Raw genomic sequence first — 17,430 nt, 5'->3', positions numbered from 1 at the left:
CGCGCTGGCTTCGACCTACTCCGCCTGCAGATCCTCCACGCGGACTGAACGCCGTCACGCGCAGTCACGGCTCCACAGCAAGTGGATCAGAACCGCTTTCCATGGCCGCCGTCACCGGGACTCACAAATTGATCATCCCACGTTCACGCCGCGAGGGATACAGGCCGTCCTATAGGCGGTCGAAGCGACGCTCTTGGGCAGTCCGCCGATGCACTCAAACCGTCCAGGCCGAGGCCAGGGCACCCGCCCGGAAGCCGGAACCGCCGCCCTGAACTCGCCACGACACGGGCAAAAGCGTGAAACGACCCGAGATCGTCCGGTCGCGTTGGCGCCGGCAGCGAAGTGGCGTAGTCGCATCGGCGGGGAGGCCCGGCCCGCGACGCGGCCGGGCTCCTGCCGGGCGCGTGGAGTCCGTCGCGAACAGGTGCGTGCGATCCACAAGATTGCTCCGCCGTTTTTTGGGAGTGGCGACGGTTTTTCGAGCCGGGGCCGGTCTTGATTACGACCGAACCCGACCACCACTGCGGAGTCTTTGATGTCCGATCCCATCCAGACCGCCGTCGTCACCGGTGCAAGCCGCGGCTTCGGGCGTGCGATCGCCGCCGCGCTCGTCGCCGCAGGCACCAACGTCGTCGGCATCGCCCGCGGCGAGCGGGAACTGGGCGCCGCACGCGAAGAACTCGGCGACCGCTTCACACCCGTAGCCGCCGATGCCACCGACGAAGCACTCGCACAGCACGTGATCCGCGAGAACCGTCCTGGCCTGCTCGTCCTCAACGCCCGGGCCACGCCGCGCATGGCGCCTGTGCACGAGCAGACCTGGGAGACCTTCAGCCGGAACTGGCAGGCCGACACCCGGCACGTCTTCGCCTGGACCCAGGCGGCGCTGCGGGAGCCGTTGGCGCCGGGCGGCGTGGTCATCTCGATGTCCAGCGGAGCCGCCCTGGCCGGTTCCCCGCTCAGCGGCGGATACGCCAGCGCCAAGGCCGCCGTCCGGTATCTGCGCGGGTACGCGGCCGACGAGTCGCAGCGAGCGGGTCTCGGCATCCGGTTCCACACGCTGCTGCCGAACATGACTCCGGCCGGCGGTGTCGGCTCGGTCGCGGTCGACGGTTACGCCGCACGTCAGGGCGTCGACCGGGACACCTTCCTCAAGAACCGGGAGCAGCCGATCCTCACCGCCGACCAGGTCGCCAAGGCCGTCATGGCCATCGCCCAGGATCCCGACAGCACCCCGGAGTACCGGGTCACCGGCACCGGATTGCAACCGATCGACTGAGCCGCCGCCTACAGCCGACGTGACCGCACCTCCAGGAGTAACCCCCATGCCGCCGTACACCAAGGACGCTGAGCAGGCGGAGTTCGCCGCCCGCACCGAGTCGTTCCGGCCGGAGCTGCTCGCACACTGCTACCGGATCCTCGGCTCGATCCATGACGCCGAGGACCTGGTACAGGAGACCTACCTGCGAGCGTGGCGCGCGTTCGACCGGTTCGAGGGCCGCTCCTCCGTGCGGCAGTGGCTGTACAAGATCGCCACCCGGGCCTGCCTGACGGCGTTGGAGACGCGCTCCCAGCGGCCCCTTCCCTCGGGCCTCGGCGCACCGTCGGACGACCACCGGGTGAGCGTGGCCGTCCGCGAGCCCTCGGTGGAGTGGCTCCAGCCGGCCCCCGACCTGCTGTTCGGTGTCGACGACCCGGCCGCGATCGTGGCCGGCAGGACTGGAGTGAGGCTCGCCTTCATCACCGCACTCCAGCTCCTGCCCGCCCGCCAGCGCGCCGTCCTGACGCTCCGAGACGTCCTGGCGTTCCGGACGGCCGAAGTCGCGGAGATCCTCGACACGACTACCGCGGCCGTCGACAGCGCGCTGCGCCGCGCCAGGGCCCGCCTGGCCGAGGCGGGGCCGGCCGAGGAGGAACTGGCCGAGCCGGACGAGGAAGTCCGGCGCACCCTCCTCGACCGCTACGTCGACGCCTTCACCCGGGCCGACCTCGACGCGCTGGTGGAACTCCTGCGGGCCGACGTCGAGATGGAGATGCCGCCGACCCCCACCTGGTTCACCGGCCGCCAAGCCGTCGTCGGGTTCCTGGCCCACCGAGTCCTGCGCACGGACCGGTGGCACATGGTGCCCACCCGTGCCAACGGCCAGCCCGCCCTCGTCGCCTACCAGCACACAGGCGACGGCCGGTACGAGGCGTACGGCATCCAAGTCCTGACCCTCATCGGGGCCCGCATCTCCCGCATCACGGCGTTCAACGACCCACACCTGGTACCGACATTCGGCCTCGCACCCGCGCTCACGACCTGAACCGGCCACGGCGCTGTTCAACGGGGTCTTCGCACAGCTTCTCACCGACTGAGCAAGCGCATCAGCGCGGCCTTCACCTCCGGCCGGCACCACACGTCCGCCGGGCTGAACACGATGCGCGCACAGCCTCGCTTCACACTGCACGCCTGCGGCGGAGAGTACGGACACCCCGCTCGGGATCGGGCTTCTCATGCAACCCCAGACCGTGACCACACGGTCCGCACGTCCGCGTGTTTGTGACACGTTGAGTTGGCCCCACTTTTTCCATGATCGGCACTCGTTTTGGTCCCACCCCGACACGCCCGAAGCTGACGCGCTCCCAGGGCTGAGAGAGGGAATAGACGCAGCTAGAGGCGGCCGTCAGTGGTCCGGGCCCGCTGCCGTCTGCCCGCCGTGGGTGGAGCCAACTCCAGTGCCGGAGCGGTACCAACGCAACCTGTCACAAACATCCGCGCGAGCTTGGCCCGCACCTGTTCGATCTCCCCGCCCATACCGGCCCAACGAGCCGTTCGCTCAAGTGTCACGGCCACCGTTATGTCATATCGGCCTCAGGAACAGGAAATCAGGCAAGAATTCCGTTCTCACCGAGATCGGCGGCCGCCGTGTCACCTCGGGCGGCGGGGCAGAGGCACTGTCAGGTGCTGGTGCCGAAGTAGGCAGCGGCAGCGTCGATGAAGCGGTCGTGTGCGGCCCGCGCGGCGTCCTGCGTCGCGGTGAGCTCCTCGATGCTCGTGGCGGCATCGACCGTGTCGTAGGTGGCGACGACCATCGCCTGAGCGGTGGCGTGGACAGCCGGGTCGGGCACGACGAGCCGCAGCGCAACCAGGGGCCGGGTGATGGCGGAGCGGGTGACATGAGACCTGGCTCGCAGTTCTTCCAGCTCATCACTGCCGGCGCCACGCAGCCGAGCCTCTCCGCGCATCCACAGGGCCCGACGGTGGTCGGAGCAGGCGGAGGCGAGCGTGGTCACCGCGTCGAGCCGGTCACGGCGCAACTGCTCAGCGGCTGCTGCGCATTCGGCCCGGCCGGCCGCCAGGTGCTGGAAGGTGCCGGTGACGATCGATCCAAGCAGCGTCCCAATGCAGGCAACGAGAGTGGTGATCACGAGCTGCTTCCTTGGTCGGGTGGCCGCATCCCCCAGGGCCCGGAGAGCGTCGGTCCGGACCTGGTGGCGGGCCGTGCTGCGGCCGAGGACCGCGGCGGCGGCACCCGTCACCGCTGTGCCGAGAGCACCGACGGCGCCGGCCGTCACAGCGGCGGGTCCTGCGTCCATCGCGCCACTGTGACGGCCGGCGCGCAGCCAACACGAGACGATGATCAGCTATCGGCGTCAACGGCCCTTGATGACCCGGCTGATCCCGTACGGAACCTCCTCCGCCACCACGAGCAGCGGTTGCACAAGCGCCGCCTCTGGGCGTCCGACGGCATCATGGCCAATGCGGTGAACCCCGGCGGTGTCGCAACGGGACTGCAGCGGAACTTCACAACGCAACAGAAGGAGTCGCTCGACGCGGCCGAAGCCGCCGGAGTGTTCACGTACAAAACGGTCGAGCAGGGGGCTGCCACCAGCATCGTCGCGGCCGTCGCCCCGGAGTTCGCGCACTCCGGAGGCCACTACCTCGACGATTCACAAGAGGCCTACACCGTGCCGAACGACGCCGACCTCGCGCAGCACCCGCACGGGGTCAAGGAATGGGCGCTCGATCCCGCCGCCGCCAAGCACCTCTGGACGGTCTCGACCGACCTGCTCGACGCATGACCTCTCGACGCCACAGCAAGCGGCACCGCCGCCTCCTCGGTTGGTCATCGCATCCACCCACAAGGCCGATAGCACGTGGCCCCACGTCCGATGCGCAAAGCCAAAACCCGGTCGCTTCCTCTACGAGAGCCCGGTGCGGGACCCCGCCTTCGGCGCGACGGAGACGCTGGCCAGCGCAGCTCAACACACTCAACTTCACAGAGAAGTACGCGCAGGCGTGGTCGGTTCTTCACCCGGTTCGGCAACGAGAGACGCGACCCCTGATGATCAAGGTTGTCGAAGCCTTTGATCACGAACAGGAGTTGCGTTCGCGTGCCGTCCTCCCTGATCCGTGTCCTGCAGCGCCACTGCCCGGACACTGATTCCACCTTCCCGGAACCGGAACCGTCACAGCTCGCCTGCCTGGCGGACGTGTTGGGACGGCTACCCGATCCCCGCCGTGTCCGGGGCCGCCGCTACCGCCTGGGCTCCCTGCTCGCGCTGTACCTGGTCGCCGTCTCGGCGGAGCAACGTCCCTGGCCGCCATCGCCCGCTTCGCCGCCGATACCGACTCCGACCTGCGCGAACAACTCGGACTGACCTCCAGCGCACCCAACGCCTCCACGCTGGGAAGGCTCCTGGCCTGCTGGACGGTGACACCCTCGACGACGCCGTGGGTGCCTGGCTCGCCCGCTACGTCGCCGACCCGGTCGACGAACCCGGCGACACCCTGGTCGGTCTGGCCGTCGACGGCAAGACCATGCGCGGATCCCGCACCGACGGCACCTCTGTCCACCTGCTCGCCGCCGCGCTCCACGCATGCCAGACCGTGATCGCCCAGCGCCAGATTGCCGCGAAGAGCAACGAAATCCCCGCCTTCGCCCCGCTGCTGAACCAGATAGACCTGCGCGGCGTCGTCGTCACCGCCGATGCGATGCACACCCAGCGCGCTCACGCCGAGCACGTCATCACCGCTGAGGGCCACTACCTCCTGGTCGTGAAGGGCAACCAGAAGAAGCTGCGCGAGCAGCTGCGGCACCTGCCCTGGAAGCAGATTCCGCTGCAGGCCCGCACTACCGGGGCCAGACGGCGAACGGTCGCCCTCGAGCAGGTGTCACCGCCAAGCTCGAAGGACGGGGGTGGGCGGAGCCTGTGCAGCCGCAGGCCGCTCTTGACCTGATGCGCGCCCTGGAGGAGGGGATCTGCCAGGTCCGGCGGGTGGTGGGTGTAGCCGGCCGACGGCGGGGTGGACATGCCGCAGTCGGCGTAATGGCCCGTACGGCTGATGTGCGGCGGCACTCTGTACGAACCGTGCTCGAGAGGGGCACCGTGCCCGTCGCCGGATACGCGGGAGTGGCAGCTCAGGGACGTTGGGGGGAGGGTGGAGTCATGGCGGAGGGTGGCCGGCAGCCTCGTCGGAACATGCCCGACCGATCGGAAGGATTCGGTGAGCGGCTGCTGGGCCTGCTGCTGGACCGGGCCCACGAGATGCCGCCGCAGCTGATCGCTCCCCTGGTCGCGGAGGAGGTGGCCAGGATCGGCGGCCGTGAGGTGTCGATCCTGCTGCAGGACTACGGACAGGAACTGCTGGCACCGCTACCGGGCAGGGGACTGCTGGTCGGCGGGCCCGAGCCGATTGCCGACTCTCCCGCGGGCCGGGCGTTCCTCAACGCGACCGCCGTCGAGGTCCCGCAGGCGGACGGCGTCCGGATATACCTGCCCCTGCTGGACGGCAGCGACCAGGTGGGGGTCCTGGCCGTCACCCTGGACACCGTCGACGACGATGACCGGCGCCTGCTGGGCAGGCTCGCCGGACTGGTCGCCGACATCATCGTCACCAAGCACAGCTACACCGACCAGTTCTTCCAGGCCAGACGTCGCGAACCCATGAGCGTCGCGGCGGAGATGCAGTGGTCCCTGCTGCCGCCGCTGGCGATGTCGGTTCCGCAGGTCGCGGTCGCCGGGATCCTGGAACCCGCCTATAACATCGCCGGTGACAGCTTTGACTACGCCCTTAACGACACGATCCTGCACGCCGCCGTGTTCGACGCGATGGGCCACGGCCTGGAGGCCGCCACGATGACGACCGTCGCCGTCGGCGCCTACCGGCACGCCCGGCGCGCCCAGGTAGACCTGTCCGAGAAGTACACCTTCATGGATCACGCCATCGCCCAGATGTTCGGGCCCGAACGCTTCGTCACGGCCCAGATGATGCATCTGGACATCGTGGAGGGCAGTCTGCTGTGGGTGAACGCGGGCCACCCGGCTCCGCTGCTGATCCGCGACCACCAGGTCGTGGAGCGGCTGGAGAGCGCGACCACCCTGCCGGTCGGCTTCGGCGGACAACGTCCCAAGATCAGCGGGCGACAGCTCCAGCGCGGTGATCGCGTGCTGTTCTACACCGACGGCGTCATCGAGGAGCGCAACCTCGCCGGAGAGACCTTCGGCGAGGACCGTCTCATCAACTGCATCAACAGCATGCAGCCGGTAGAAGAGGGACTACGCGGAGAGCTTCGCCGGCTCTCCCACACCCTCAAGGGAGAACGAGGCGGGCACACCAGCGACGACGCGACGCTCTTCCTGGTCGAGTGGCGCGGGGGCACTGCCGACTACCTGACCGTCCCGGCCTGAGCTTGTCCCACCACCCATCCTCGTCGCCGCCATCAACGAGTGGCTGTGACCAGCCCCATCACGATGCCGCCGCGTAGCAGTGGATGGCCACCAGCTGAGACGGGCTCCATCGTTGCTCGACCGTGGCCATCAATTCCCAGCCCAGCCGCTCATACAGGGCTGCCGCGGCGGTATCGGAGGCCACGACGTCGAGCACCGGATGCAGGCCACGCCCTCGTGCTTCCTCCACGGCCTGGCCAATCAGCAGTGCACCGATTCCATGCCCCCTGGCCTGCGGGGCGACGAACAGCCGGCTGACCACTGCGGTCAGGTCCATGCTCGTCTCGTTCCGGTCGCTCCACAAGCCGGGGGCCAGATCCCCTTCGCCGCAGCGGGACAAGCTGACATGGCCAACGACACGGCCGCCAAGTTCAGCGACCCAGGCCCCCCATACGGAAGCGTACGACAACCACTCATCAGGCTGGTCAGGCCAGTTCATCGGATACCCGTCACGTTGATGGACTTCCGCGAGAACCCGCACGCACTTCTCAACATCGCCATTAGTCCTCCGCCGGACCCAATGGCCTGGCCTTTCCACGGCAACCCCGGAATTCTCGATGTTCACTCCGGCAGGGAAGCACAGCCCACGCCGTCACCACCAACCACTTTCGATGCACGCCCTACGTAGGACTACCCGAATATCCGTGAGTCCACGCTGGAGGGGCTCGACACTGCGGCCCGCAAGGGCAAGCACGGCGGCCGGCCGCCGGTCATCACCGACGACATGCTCCACACCGTGCTGCGGCGCCGCGCGGGCGGCGAGTCCGTCGAGCAGATCCAGCCCGACCTGATCATCCCCACCGGCAAGCGCAAGGGGCAGAGCCCCTCGGTGGCCAGCATCTACCGGGCGCTCGCCGAGCACGCCAACCGCGAGGCCTACCCCAAAGCCGTCGAACGGGCCCACGCCGACTTCGCCGCCCTCACTGGCCCCGAAGTTCCAGAATCCCGTACGGAAACCAAGGCCCTAACAACACCCTGAGTTACTTGTCACTTCGTGGCAGCTTCGGGAGAACAGGGCCATGTCGGCGGGGACGGCGATGGCGTGACCGCCATCGGCAGTGATCCGATCGGCGAGTGCGTCCAGTCGTTCCTTTCGGCGCGCCACGAGCGCGACGGTGGCGCCGAGCGCGGCCAGCTGTCGGACGTCGCTTCGCTGACCGACCGCGCGTCCCGGCTGAACATGCGATGTCGACTCGCGCGCGACTTCGGTCTGGGTACGTCTCGATGGCACACCTCCTCTACCGTGAGTAGAGGAGGTGATAGAGTCGCGACTATGGCAGCAGACGAGACGAGCATCAAGGTGAGCGCCGCCGCGCGTGACCGGCTGGCCGTGCTGGCAGCCGAGCACGGCACGACCATCCGCGGTCTGGTCGAAGAACTTGCACAGAACACGCCGACCCACGCCGAGTACGCCGAGCGTGCCGAGCTGGCACGCGCCGAGCTGGCTTCCGCCCTTGGCGGCGCGCCGAGCCCGGAAGCCGAGGCCAAGGCCCGAGCCCTGCTTGAACGCCTAGGCGCTGCGCAGCACGGCTCGCAGGCAGCTGCGTAGTGGCGACGATCGCGGTCGTCCTTGACCACACCACCGCCGCGGCGCTGTACGACCCGAAGGATCCGTTCAACGAGGCGGTTGCCGCGTTCTATGTGCAGGCTTCCGGCGGGTTGGGCACGCTGTATGCGCCAGTGCTCTCGCTGACCGCCGGCGACACCGAGCGTCCCGGACTGCTCGGCTACATCAAGGGGCTGCGGTTCATCACGATCGAGGCGTTCGACACCAACGCCGCGGTCACCGCCACCGAACTGCTACGCTTCGGCCACTCCTGGGCAGCCGTCCACGCCATCCACGCCGCCAGGCCCTCCGCCGCCTTCCCGGCCGGGCGCTTCCTGCTCACCCTGACGCCGAAGGCATACGCGGGCACCGGCGTCCAAGCAGTCCACCCCGACCAGTAGCCGCATGCCGAACGGTCCCCCCCCGGGCGTGGGTCGCCCCAGCTACCGTCACGGCCATCAAAAAGGAAACGTTCGGCGGTGGGGCAGCCGACTGGATCCAAGCGGCGAGTCCTGCGTAGATCTCCCTGCTGCTTTTGGAGCAGGGTGTCCCGGTCCCAGCGGCGTCATCCCAACCGCTCCGGACACACGCTGGAAAATGGGCGATGCGCTACGCAGCCGCCCACCCAGGTATACGAACGTGAGGGGCCGCACGGGCACCCAGGAAGCACCTCGAAACAATCGTGGTCGGCAGCAACGGCGAGCACCGGGAGCAGCGGGACATCAAGCTTGAGGCGGGGACCAGCAACCAGCGCTCCCGGGCCTCGACGCTGACGACAGAGGGGATGGAGCAACCGTCCGCGATCGGCATGCCTGGGGGCGACCGCCAGCGTCCCCCGGCCGGAACCGAATCTGTTCGGCCAGTGACTACACCACCAAGCGGGGCACGACCGTTGCGCGAGGTAGGGGGAGTCCTTGCTGCCGCTTGTGAGGTGGCGCAGGACGAAGAAGGACCGAATCCGTTCGGAATCACCCGTGCATGTTGGCATCCCTCCTCCGGGTTATTGGCGTTCGCCAGGGTGACCTCGCGACTTGAACGCACCGGCCGAGAATGGCCGTTAGCGCATGGAACGAGTGCATCCCGGGCCGGTCCCCACCGGAAACGCTCGCAACGTCTCGCAGTGTCAGCTGCTCAGGGCGGCCTCGGCGTCGACGGTGTCAAAGACCCGCAGGACCTGATCGACTCCGGTCATCTCCAGGATCCGGCGCAGCGCGAGGGGGACGCAGGCCAGGACCAGCACCACTGCTGCCCTCTCCGCCTCTCGACGGGCTCCCGGCAGCACGTTCAGCCCCGCCGAGTCGCAGAACGACACGTTCGCAAGGTCCAGCACGACGGCCCGCTCTGCGTGATCGATCACCTGCGTCAGCCGCCCGCGCAGCTCAAGATCCGTGCCGTAGTCCATGACCCCGCGCACCTTGGCCACCAGGCAGGGGCCCGACACGGTCACCTCGACCGAGGGAAGATCTTCCACAGTGCTTGCCCAACCGCCTGCCCGACCACGACCGTCCTGACCACCGACAGCGGCAGGACACCCTCCCAGCCGAGGAGACGTATTCCAGCGGCACCACCGCCACGGATGTGCAATCCGGCGATGGCGGTCTCCGCCCACCCGCGGCTCTCCTCGCGCTCCATGCCTCATCATCCACGCGGCCAAGGATGGATTCACCCGGACACTCCGGGCCGCTCCGAGCACGATCAGACCATGATCAATCTCTGCGCCATCGGCAGTGCCGATGCTCCCCAAGGCAGGTCCAGAGACCACCGCTGCACCCCAAGGCCGTATGCCCGCTCGGCGGGCGGGGGACCGAGGCGTTACGTAGATTGAACACAGAGGTCGCCGGGGGGCCAGGGATAGCGTGTGACGGCATCGGAGATCGACTACATGGCGGCGTTCGCCGCCCTTCCGAGCCCGTGTCTGATGCTCGGCACGGACCTGGTGGTCGCCGACGCCAACCGGGCCTTTTGCGAGGTGACCGGATTCAGCCGGGCCGAGCTGGTAGGGCAGTACCTCTTCGACGTCTTCCCGGACAATCCCGCCGACCCGGAGGCCGACGGGGTGGACACGCTGAAAGCCTCGCTGCACCGTGTCCTGGCCTCCGGCCAGGCCGATCACATGACACTGCAGAAGTACGACATCCCGGTCCCCGGCAACCCGGAGGTGTCCAAGGAGCGCTGGTGGTCCGCGATCAACGTGCCCCTGCTCGGCCCGGACGGAAAGGTCGCCTGGATCATCCACCGATCCGAGGACATGACCGACGTCGTCCGCGCCCGCCGCTTGGCGCAGCCGTCGGTCCGCCCCGGCCGGGAAGCGGCCATGGAGGCCGAGCTGTATGCCCGGGCGCGGCAGCTGCAGCGGCTGAACGAGGAATTGCGGCAGGCCCACGCCCGTGAACGGCGCATCGCCGTAGCCCTGCAAGAGACCATGCTCCACACTCCGGACCTGGCGCGGCACCCTGACGTCGCCGTGCGTTACCTGCCCGCGGTCGGATCACTGAACGTGTGCGGCGACTGGTACGACGCGGTGGATCTGTCCGCGGGCCGCTTCGCCGTCGCGGTCGGTGACGTGGTCGGCCATGGGCTGATCGCTGCCACCGTCATGGGCAGGCTGCGCAGCGCGCTGAGCGCCGCCACCCGCGCCGTCCACGGCCCGGCACAAGCCCTGGAGGTGCTGGGGCTGTATGCGCGCTCGGTCGAGGGAGCGCTGGCCGCCACCGCCGTCCAGGTCCTCGTCGACTGCCACAGCCGCCTGCTCATCTACAGCAGCGCCGGCCACCCCCCGCCCGTCCTGCTGCACCCGGACGGCGCCAGTGAGCTGCTCGATCAGGCCACCGACCCACCGCTGGGCGCCCGCCCCGAACACGTCCCCCACCCCCAGGCCAATGCCACCTACACCCCCGGCGACACCCTCATCCTCTACACCGACGGCCTGATCGAACGCCGCGACGAGGACATCGACACCGGCCTGGCCCGCCTGACCTCCACGCTCGCCACCTGCACCGGATTCGGCGCGGAACACCTCGCCGATGCCCTCCTCGCCCGCCTCGGCCTCACCAGCGGGGGCCACGACGACATCGCCATGGTCGTCGTCCGCCTGGAGACATCATCGTGATCTCGGGTGAGGCGCAGGGACACCTCTGGAGCGGCGAGAACCCTCACCCAAAACCATGATCAATCTCGGCGCCAACGGCTGTACCTCACCAGTAGGCCGAGCTGGTGAGCTCCGGCGGGCCCAGGCGGTGCGACGGTTGGTGCCGACTCGTAGGCTGCCGCCATGACCGAGATCCAGAACCCGACGCCCCGCGACGCCTTCGAGCTGCTCATGGCCGGTAACCAGCGCTTCGTCTCAGGCACCCCCGAGCACCCGAACCAGGACGCCATACGCCGCACCGAGATCGCACCGTCCCAGCAGCCCTTCGCCGTGCTGTTCGGGTGCTCCGACTCCCGGCTGGCCGCCGAGATCATCTTCGACCGCGGTCTGGGCGACCTGTTCGTGGTGCGCACCGCGGGGCATGTCGCTGGTGCAGAGGTCCTCGGTTCCGTCGAGTACGGCGTGAGCGTGCTCGACGCCCCGCTCGTCGTCGTGCTCGGCCACGACTCGTGCGGGGCCATCGCAGCCGCACGTGCCGCAGCCGACGGTGGCAGGGTGCCCGGCGGCTTCGTCCGTGATGTTGTCGAACGGGTGACCCCGAGCGTGCTGGCAGCCCGCGCCGCCGGACGCGACCAGGCCGACCAGATCCTGGCCGAGCACATCGAGAACACCGTGGACTTGCTGCTGGAACGCTCCCGCGTCCTGGCCGAGCGGGTGGCCGCCGGCCGCCTCGGCGTGGTGGGACTGTCCTACCGGCTGGCCGACGGCAGTGCACAGCTCGTCGCCTCCCGCGGCCTTGATGCGGCGGTCCCCGCCGCGTCCTGACCCACACCGACCCACCCACCAGTCCCCACCCACACACAGCAAGATCACGCGCCTACCCCCGCCCCCTCCGAGACATCTCAGGGGGCTAAGAAGTCAAGCTGACTTCTCGGCAGGTCAGCTTGTCTTCCTCTCACGATGGTTCGGTGTCGTCCTGGATGCGGGCGTGGAGGTGTTCGTCGTGCCAGCCGTCAGCGTGGAGGAGCGCGCTGCGCATCGTTCCTTCCAAGGCGAACCCGGCCTTGGTGGCGACCCTGCAGGAGGCCGTGTTGGCCACGGAGTGCGTGATGCGTAGGCGATGCAGTCCGAGAGTGCCGAAGGCCCACTGACTGACGGCAAGAGTGGCGTGGGCCATGACTCCGCGCCCGCGGCCGGCAGGCAACAGCCAGTAGAGAAACTCGCCGCTGCCACCTCGTAGGTCCAGGTCGGCGAGGCCGATCAACCCGACAGGGGCGTCGTCGGCGGGAGCGATGGCCCAGATGGCGGCCTCCTCGTCCTGCCATCGCAGCTTCCAGCGCGCGATCTTCTCCCGGGCCGTCTCGATGGTCAGCTGACCGGGACGGTTCCAGTACTGGATGTCCGGGTCGAGAGACGACTGCACCAGGGTTTGCGCGTCGCTCTCCCGCCAGGGGCGCAGATGTATGTCCCCGAAGAGTGCAAAATCGGGCTGCTGCGTCTGCTTCATCCGGCCAGGTGGCACCACGGGGGCTATCGACTTGATCACCAATCCATCATGCCGGGGGGGTGCTGTCCGTTCTCGCGAACATCCACATCGGCTCGAAGTGGGCGCCTCCGCGAGCGGTGGCCAACTACCGGGTTACGCAGGCGCTTGAAGGAGTGGAGCGAAGGCGCGTTGTTCGTCGAAGTGCTGCCGGGTCTGGAGGCAGTGGTGGAGTTGGCCGAGGAAGCGGTTGAGTAGGTGGCGCTGTGCGGCGGCGTGCCAGTCTCCGTGCTCGCGTCTGCGCCGGTAGCGGGCGTTGGCTCCGGGTGAGGCCTGCAGGGCTGCGAAGGCCCAGAGGAAGCCGGCGTTTATGAGGCGGTTGTTCTTGACGAAGCGGCGGCCGACGAAGCGTTTCTTGCCGGAGGCGCGGGTGATCGGGGCGGAGCCGGCGTAGGCCTTGAGGCTCTGGCGTCGGCAAACCGGCTCCGGTCGTCGCCGATCTCGGCGAGTATCCGAGCGCCGAGCAGAGGGCCCAGGCCGGGGAAGCTGAGCAGGATCTCGCTGTCGGCGTGCTGGTGAAAGGCGGTCTGGACTGCCTCGGCGAGGTCGTCCGCGGCCTGGCATGCGGCGTCCAGTTGCTTGAGCAGAGCCAGGAGTTGGTGGCCGAAGGCTTCCTCGACGGCCGGGAGCTGGTGGGCGTACTCGGAGCGGAAGATGGCCCGTAGACGCTCGGTCTCGGTGTCGAAGGCGCGAGTGCGGCCGCTGCGTTTGAGGGCGGCGCGCAGTTGGGCGAGGGTGAGCTTCGCGGCCTTCGCCGGGGTCGGGGCCAGGGTGAGGACGACGCGGGCGTCGGGCCGAGTCAGGCCACCTTCCTTGCCCTGGAAGGCGTGCAGGGCAGCGGGGTAGTACTCGCGCAGCAGTGAGCGGACCTGGTTGGCGACCTGCTGCCGGTTCCAGACGGCGTCCTGCTGGGCGCGGGCCAGCACGGTGATGGCCTGGGCGAGTTCGGAGTCGTCGGGCAGGGGGCGGTGGGTGTGCATGTCGGTGCGCAGGATGTTCGCAAGCACGAGGGCGTCGCCGGGATCGGACTTCTTGCGGCTGACGCCGTGGCGGTCCCGGTAGCGGGAAGCGGCGAGGGGATTGATCGCGAAGACTTAGCGCCTGCCGGTGCGCAGGGCGGCGACAAGGAGGCCGTGGCTGGTCTCGATGGCCACCGGTATGGGGGTGCCGGGGCTGTCACCATGTTCGGCCAAGAGGTCCAGCAGCTTGTTGTAGCCGACCGCGTCGTCAGTGATGCGGGCTTTGGCAAGGAGAGTGCCGGTGCCGTCGACAACGGCGACGTCGTGGTGGCGCTCTGCCCAGTCGATGCCGCAGAACACGGTCAAGCTGTCCTCCCAGGTCCATTCGTTTGTGCAGGTCGCGAGCACATGCGGGTCACGCGGCGCCCTAATCCCAGGACTCACAGGTCCGCCATCTCAGTAGCCGTTCGCGACACCAGCGCACCCCAGGGGCTCGATCTGTCTGCAGAGCTCACGGGCTCGCGGATGAACAAGAGGTCGACCCTGGAGCAGGCTCACGCCGTGACGATCAACGTTCGGCCGGCCGCCGTGAGTTTCGCGGTGGTCACGTAGGCACCGGGCCGTGCCGCTCTTGACCGAGGCCTGGAACGGCCAGGAGAAACTGAGGCATCAGCCCGGGGCCCGCGTCACCCCGCGAAGCTCACGGCATGGATGGGCTCGTGGTGGTGCGGAGACGCCGGGCTGCCGCTCTATCGGGAGGCCTCATGGGCCCTGGTCGGTTCAGACCTTGCCCGGCGCCCACGTCACCACCACGGATCCATCGGCGGGCAACGGCGCCGGTCTCAGAGGACGTTAAGTCCGTTTCTGGATGATCTGGTGTCGCCCGTTCGTGGGCACTGGGGTGCTCAGGCTGACTGTGGTGTCGTGTGCATGATGGGGTCGGGGGCATGGAACGGATACCGTACTCAACGGACTTGTCCGACGGGCAGTGGGCCTTGATCGAGCCGCTGATCACCGCCTGGAAGCAGGAGCGGGTGTCACGCTCGGCGACCGGAGACCCGGGCTCCTGCGACCTGCGCGACGTCGTGAACGCGCTGCTGTACCGGAACCGGACGGGCTGTCAGTGGCGGCTCCTGCCGCATGACTTACCGGCCTGGTCGGCGGTGTTCTACTACTTCACGCTGTGGCGTCAGGACGGTCTTGACCAGCGGATCCAGGAGATCCTGCGCTGCCAGGTGCGGGAGCGGGCCCGGCGATTAGAGGACCCGTCCCTGGTGATCATCGACACCCAGTCCGTCCGCGTGGCGGCAGGGGTGCCGAAGGAGACGACGGGACTGGACGCGAACAAGAAGACGCCCGGCAGGAAGCGGGGACTCGCCGTCGACGTGCTGGGCCTAGTCATCGGCGTGGTGGTCCTCGCCGCCAGCGCGCACGACAACGAGGCCGGCATCGCCCTGCTGGACCAGGCGGCCGAACGGTGCGGGATGCGCCTGGAGAAGGCCCTGGTCGACCAGGGCTTCAAGGACGCCGTGATCATCCACGGGGCGGTGAAGGACATCGCCGTCGAGGTGGTCCGCCGCAACCCCGACGACGCCGGAAAGGGCTTCGTTCCGCAACCGAAGCGGTGGGTGGTCGAGCAGGTCAACGGCACCCTCATGCTGCAGCGGCGCCTCGCCCGCGACTACGACCACCGGCCCGACAACGCCGCCTCCCGCGTCTACTGGGCCTCCACCGCCGGCATGCTCCGCCGCCTCACCACCCCCAGCCCCGCCTGGCGTGACGGCGTCGAGCTGGCCGCGTGAACGTCACCGAACTCCTGCGGCTGCTGCAGGCCGAACACGACGAGACCGCCGTACGAGCCGACAGCCTGCGCAAACAGATCGTCCAACTCACCGGTGCCCTGGCCGAGGTCGAGGCCCGCCTCGCCGAGATCGTCACTACCGGCAAGGTCATCGACGGCCTCACCCTGCCCGAACACGAACCGGCCCCCGCGGAGACCGCCACCGTCTACCAGCGCATCGTGACCGCCTTCAACGAGCACCCCGGGCAGGTCTTCCGGGTTCGCGACCTACACGAACTCCTCGGGCTGCCCACAGACGAGCCTTCGATCAACGTCACCCGCTCCCGCCTGGGACGACTCGTCCGTCAGGGACTCCTCGACCAACCCGGACACGGCCGCTACCGGAAACGGACTTAACGTCCTCTCAAGGACGACGTGATCACCGTGGACGCCCTGCACGCCCAGCGCGCCCATGCCACCTACCTCGTCGAACAGCGCAGCACCCACTACCTATTCACCATCAAGGCCAACCGGAAGAAGCTCGCCCAGCAGCTGCAGAATCTGCCCTGGAAGGCCATCCCCGTCATCCACGGTGACGACAGCGCCGGCCACGGCCGCCGTGAACAGCGCCACGTCCAGGTCGTCACCGTCAACAACCTGCTCTTCCCGCATGCCCGCCAGGTCCTGCGCATCCAGCGCAAACGCCGCACGGCTGGCATGAAACGGTGGCGCACCGAGACCGTGTACGCGATCACCGACCTGCCCGTCGAGCAGGCCACCGCGGCCGAGATCGCCTCCTGGGCACGCGGGCACTGGACCGTGGAGAACACCGTCCACTGGCTCCGTGATGTTGTGTTCGGAGAAGATCTCTGCCAGATCCGCACCCGCAACACCCCCGCTGTCCTTGCCGCCTTGCGGGACCTGATCCGCCGTGCGCTCACCCTTGCCGGCTACGTCAACTTCGCCTCCGCCAGGCGTGTTCACGCCGACCGGCACCGTGTCCTCAACCTCTACGGACTCACATGATCACCACGAACCCGGACATCCGGACCGAACGCCGGGGCCCTGGACCGAACGCGAGGAGAAGAACAGCGTCGCGATCGCCTCGAACGAATCGTTCGGCAAAGCGCACATGTTCCGGCGAACCTGTGCGAGGCAGCGCCGAGAAGCGTCGGGTTTAAGGGCCGGCATCGTGGTGTCAGCGCTCCCCGTTAGCATTGCGGCGCCGGTTTGGGGCAGCGCGAGAGGGGCAACACGTGGGTGCATCGGGCTGGAGGTACGTCACGCCGTATCAGAGCGACTTCGGGGCCGCGCTGCAAACTGTGCGAGCCCAGGTGCTGGCGTCTGGCGAGTACTACGGCCCCACGGAGTGGGGGCTGCCTGCGCCGGCCTCGCCGGATGATCTGTTGGAGAACGAGGTCTACTGGGAGTTCATGGGCACCTGCGGGACCCATTCGGTGCTAGACGTTGACCGGGTGATCGCCGCTGAGGACGAGCACGATTTCGGTACCGTCCGGCCGTTGAGTGTGACGGCAATCCGCGCTGGGTTCGGCTCCGATCAACCAAGCCTTGCGGACTTCGGCGGCATGGATTTCGAGGCCCTGGACAACTTGGAGGAGACCCCGAAGTGGAGCGGCCACTGCATGGTCCTCTACGCGGACGGCGTCCCGCGCGAGATCGCGTTTTGGGGCGTATCGGGCGACTGACCTCGATTCGTCTGTGGTCTGACGTCGTCGCCGTGAACGGCTGGGTGCCCGATATGTCCCTCGCCGTGTGGGGACAGGTCATCGCATGCGCTGC

Annotated in this window: 17 protein-coding genes and 3 pseudogenes; 15 read left to right on the top strand and 5 right to left on the bottom strand. The window is 68.5% G+C overall.

Annotated features, from left to right (window positions below; genetic code table 11):
- The first annotated feature begins 535 nt into the window (after positions 1-535).
- Positions 536-1,279, top strand: coding sequence for an SDR family oxidoreductase (locus tag AB0N14_RS37715; protein WP_366030230.1), 744 nt, complete (start codon positions 536-538; stop codon positions 1,277-1,279).
- 46 nt (positions 1,280-1,325) lie between these two features.
- Positions 1,326-2,306 (top strand): RNA polymerase subunit sigma-70, encoded by a 981-nt coding sequence (locus AB0N14_RS37710; RefSeq protein WP_366030229.1) that lies wholly within the window; start codon positions 1,326-1,328, stop codon positions 2,304-2,306.
- 634 nt (positions 2,307-2,940) lie between these two features.
- On the opposite strand, the gene AB0N14_RS37705 is transcribed toward AB0N14_RS37710, so the two are convergent.
- The gene (locus AB0N14_RS37705; protein WP_366030233.1) at positions 2,941-3,411 is read right to left on the bottom strand and encodes a hypothetical protein; all 471 of its coding nucleotides are present in this window, start codon (positions 3,409-3,411) and stop codon (positions 2,941-2,943) included.
- A 306-nt stretch (positions 3,412-3,717) separates the two neighbouring features.
- Here AB0N14_RS37705 and AB0N14_RS37700 point away from each other — a divergent pair.
- The 4 genes and pseudogenes from AB0N14_RS37700 to AB0N14_RS37685 form a co-directional block, all read left to right on the top strand.
- A pseudogene (locus AB0N14_RS37700) lies at positions 3,718-4,065 on the top strand (oxidoreductase); the annotation flags it as partial.
- 312 nt (positions 4,066-4,377) lie between these two features.
- Complete coding sequence (locus tag AB0N14_RS37695; protein ID WP_366030228.1) at positions 4,378-4,644, top strand: hypothetical protein; 267 nt, start codon at positions 4,378-4,380, stop codon at positions 4,642-4,644.
- A gap of 73 nt (positions 4,645-4,717) precedes the next feature.
- On the top strand, positions 4,718-5,224 hold the full coding sequence (locus AB0N14_RS37690; protein WP_366030227.1) for an ISAs1 family transposase: 507 nt from the start codon (positions 4,718-4,720) through the stop codon (positions 5,222-5,224).
- Positions 5,225-5,433: 209 nt separating this feature from the next.
- Positions 5,434-6,675, top strand: a complete 1,242-nt coding sequence (locus tag AB0N14_RS37685; RefSeq protein ID WP_366030226.1) for a PP2C family protein-serine/threonine phosphatase — start codon at positions 5,434-5,436, stop codon at positions 6,673-6,675.
- Between the two features lie 58 nt (positions 6,676-6,733).
- Here the strand turns inward: AB0N14_RS37685 and AB0N14_RS37680 are convergent, their stop codons facing one another.
- Entirely contained in the window at positions 6,734-7,195 is a 462-nt protein-coding gene (locus AB0N14_RS37680; RefSeq protein ID WP_366030231.1) for a GNAT family N-acetyltransferase, read from the bottom strand.
- Positions 7,196-7,438: 243 nt separating this feature from the next.
- Between AB0N14_RS37680 and AB0N14_RS37675 the strand changes: the two genes are divergently transcribed.
- The 3 genes from AB0N14_RS37675 (at position 7,439) to AB0N14_RS37665 (ending at position 8,661) form a co-directional block, all read left to right on the top strand.
- Positions 7,439-7,693: a hypothetical protein gene (locus AB0N14_RS37675; RefSeq protein ID WP_366030225.1), complete on the top strand. Its 255-nt coding sequence runs from the start codon at positions 7,439-7,441 to the stop codon at positions 7,691-7,693.
- Positions 7,694-7,756: 63 nt separating this feature from the next.
- Positions 7,757-8,263 carry a hypothetical protein gene (locus AB0N14_RS37670; RefSeq protein WP_366030224.1) on the top strand — a complete coding sequence of 169 codons (507 nt, stop codon included), beginning with the start codon at positions 7,757-7,759 and terminating at the stop codon, positions 8,261-8,263.
- A complete protein-coding gene (locus AB0N14_RS37665; RefSeq protein ID WP_366030223.1) occupies positions 8,263-8,661 on the top strand; it encodes a hypothetical protein in 399 nt (132 codons plus the stop codon). The genes AB0N14_RS37670 and AB0N14_RS37665 overlap by 1 nt, the downstream gene beginning before the upstream one ends.
- A gap of 722 nt (positions 8,662-9,383) precedes the next feature.
- Here the strand turns inward: AB0N14_RS37665 and AB0N14_RS37660 are convergent.
- Positions 9,384-9,731 carry an STAS domain-containing protein gene (locus AB0N14_RS37660; RefSeq protein ID WP_366030222.1) on the bottom strand — a complete coding sequence of 116 codons (348 nt, stop codon included), beginning with the start codon at positions 9,729-9,731 and terminating at the stop codon, positions 9,384-9,386.
- A 387-nt stretch (positions 9,732-10,118) separates the two neighbouring features.
- Here AB0N14_RS37660 and AB0N14_RS37655 point away from each other — a divergent pair, with 387 nt between their 5' ends.
- Positions 10,119-11,369 (top strand): SpoIIE family protein phosphatase, encoded by a 1,251-nt coding sequence (locus AB0N14_RS37655; protein ID WP_366030221.1) that lies wholly within the window; start codon positions 10,119-10,121, stop codon positions 11,367-11,369.
- A 162-nt stretch (positions 11,370-11,531) separates the two neighbouring features.
- A complete protein-coding gene (locus tag AB0N14_RS37650; RefSeq protein ID WP_366030220.1) occupies positions 11,532-12,173 on the top strand; it encodes a carbonic anhydrase in 642 nt (213 codons plus the stop codon).
- 130 nt (positions 12,174-12,303) lie between these two features.
- Here the strand turns inward: AB0N14_RS37650 and AB0N14_RS37645 are convergent, their stop codons facing one another.
- Together AB0N14_RS37645 and AB0N14_RS37640 are read right to left on the bottom strand one after the other, a co-directional pair.
- Entirely contained in the window at positions 12,304-12,894 is a 591-nt protein-coding gene (locus AB0N14_RS37645) for a GNAT family N-acetyltransferase (RefSeq protein WP_366030219.1), read from the bottom strand.
- A 93-nt stretch (positions 12,895-12,987) separates the two neighbouring features.
- A pseudogene (locus tag AB0N14_RS37640) lies at positions 12,988-14,258 on the bottom strand (IS110 family transposase).
- Positions 14,259-14,797: 539 nt separating this feature from the next.
- Here AB0N14_RS37640 and AB0N14_RS37635 point away from each other — a divergent pair.
- From AB0N14_RS37635 to AB0N14_RS37620, 4 genes and pseudogenes are all read left to right on the top strand, one after another.
- Positions 14,798-15,652, top strand: coding sequence for an IS5 family transposase (locus AB0N14_RS37635; protein WP_366030217.1), 855 nt, complete (start codon positions 14,798-14,800; stop codon positions 15,650-15,652).
- Positions 15,649-16,047 (top strand): type IV toxin-antitoxin system AbiEi family antitoxin domain-containing protein, encoded by a 399-nt coding sequence (locus AB0N14_RS37630; protein WP_366030216.1) that lies wholly within the window; start codon positions 15,649-15,651, stop codon positions 16,045-16,047. Before AB0N14_RS37635 ends, AB0N14_RS37630 begins: the two co-directional genes overlap by 4 nt.
- A gap of 6 nt (positions 16,048-16,053) precedes the next feature.
- Positions 16,054-16,656, top strand: a pseudogene (locus AB0N14_RS37625) (ISAs1 family transposase); the annotation flags it as partial.
- Between the two features lie 230 nt (positions 16,657-16,886).
- Positions 16,887-17,336: a hypothetical protein gene (locus tag AB0N14_RS37620; RefSeq protein WP_365728874.1), complete on the top strand. Its 450-nt coding sequence runs from the start codon at positions 16,887-16,889 to the stop codon at positions 17,334-17,336.
- Positions 17,337-17,430 lie beyond the last annotated feature (94 nt).

The sequence above is a fragment of the Streptomyces sp. NPDC051104 genome (genome assembly GCF_040682835.1).
Taxonomy (GTDB): domain Bacteria; phylum Actinomycetota; class Actinomycetes; order Streptomycetales; family Streptomycetaceae; genus Streptomyces; species Streptomyces cynarae.
Note: the sequence above shows the minus strand (reverse complement) of the source record. Positions and strands in the feature narration are given on the sequence as shown.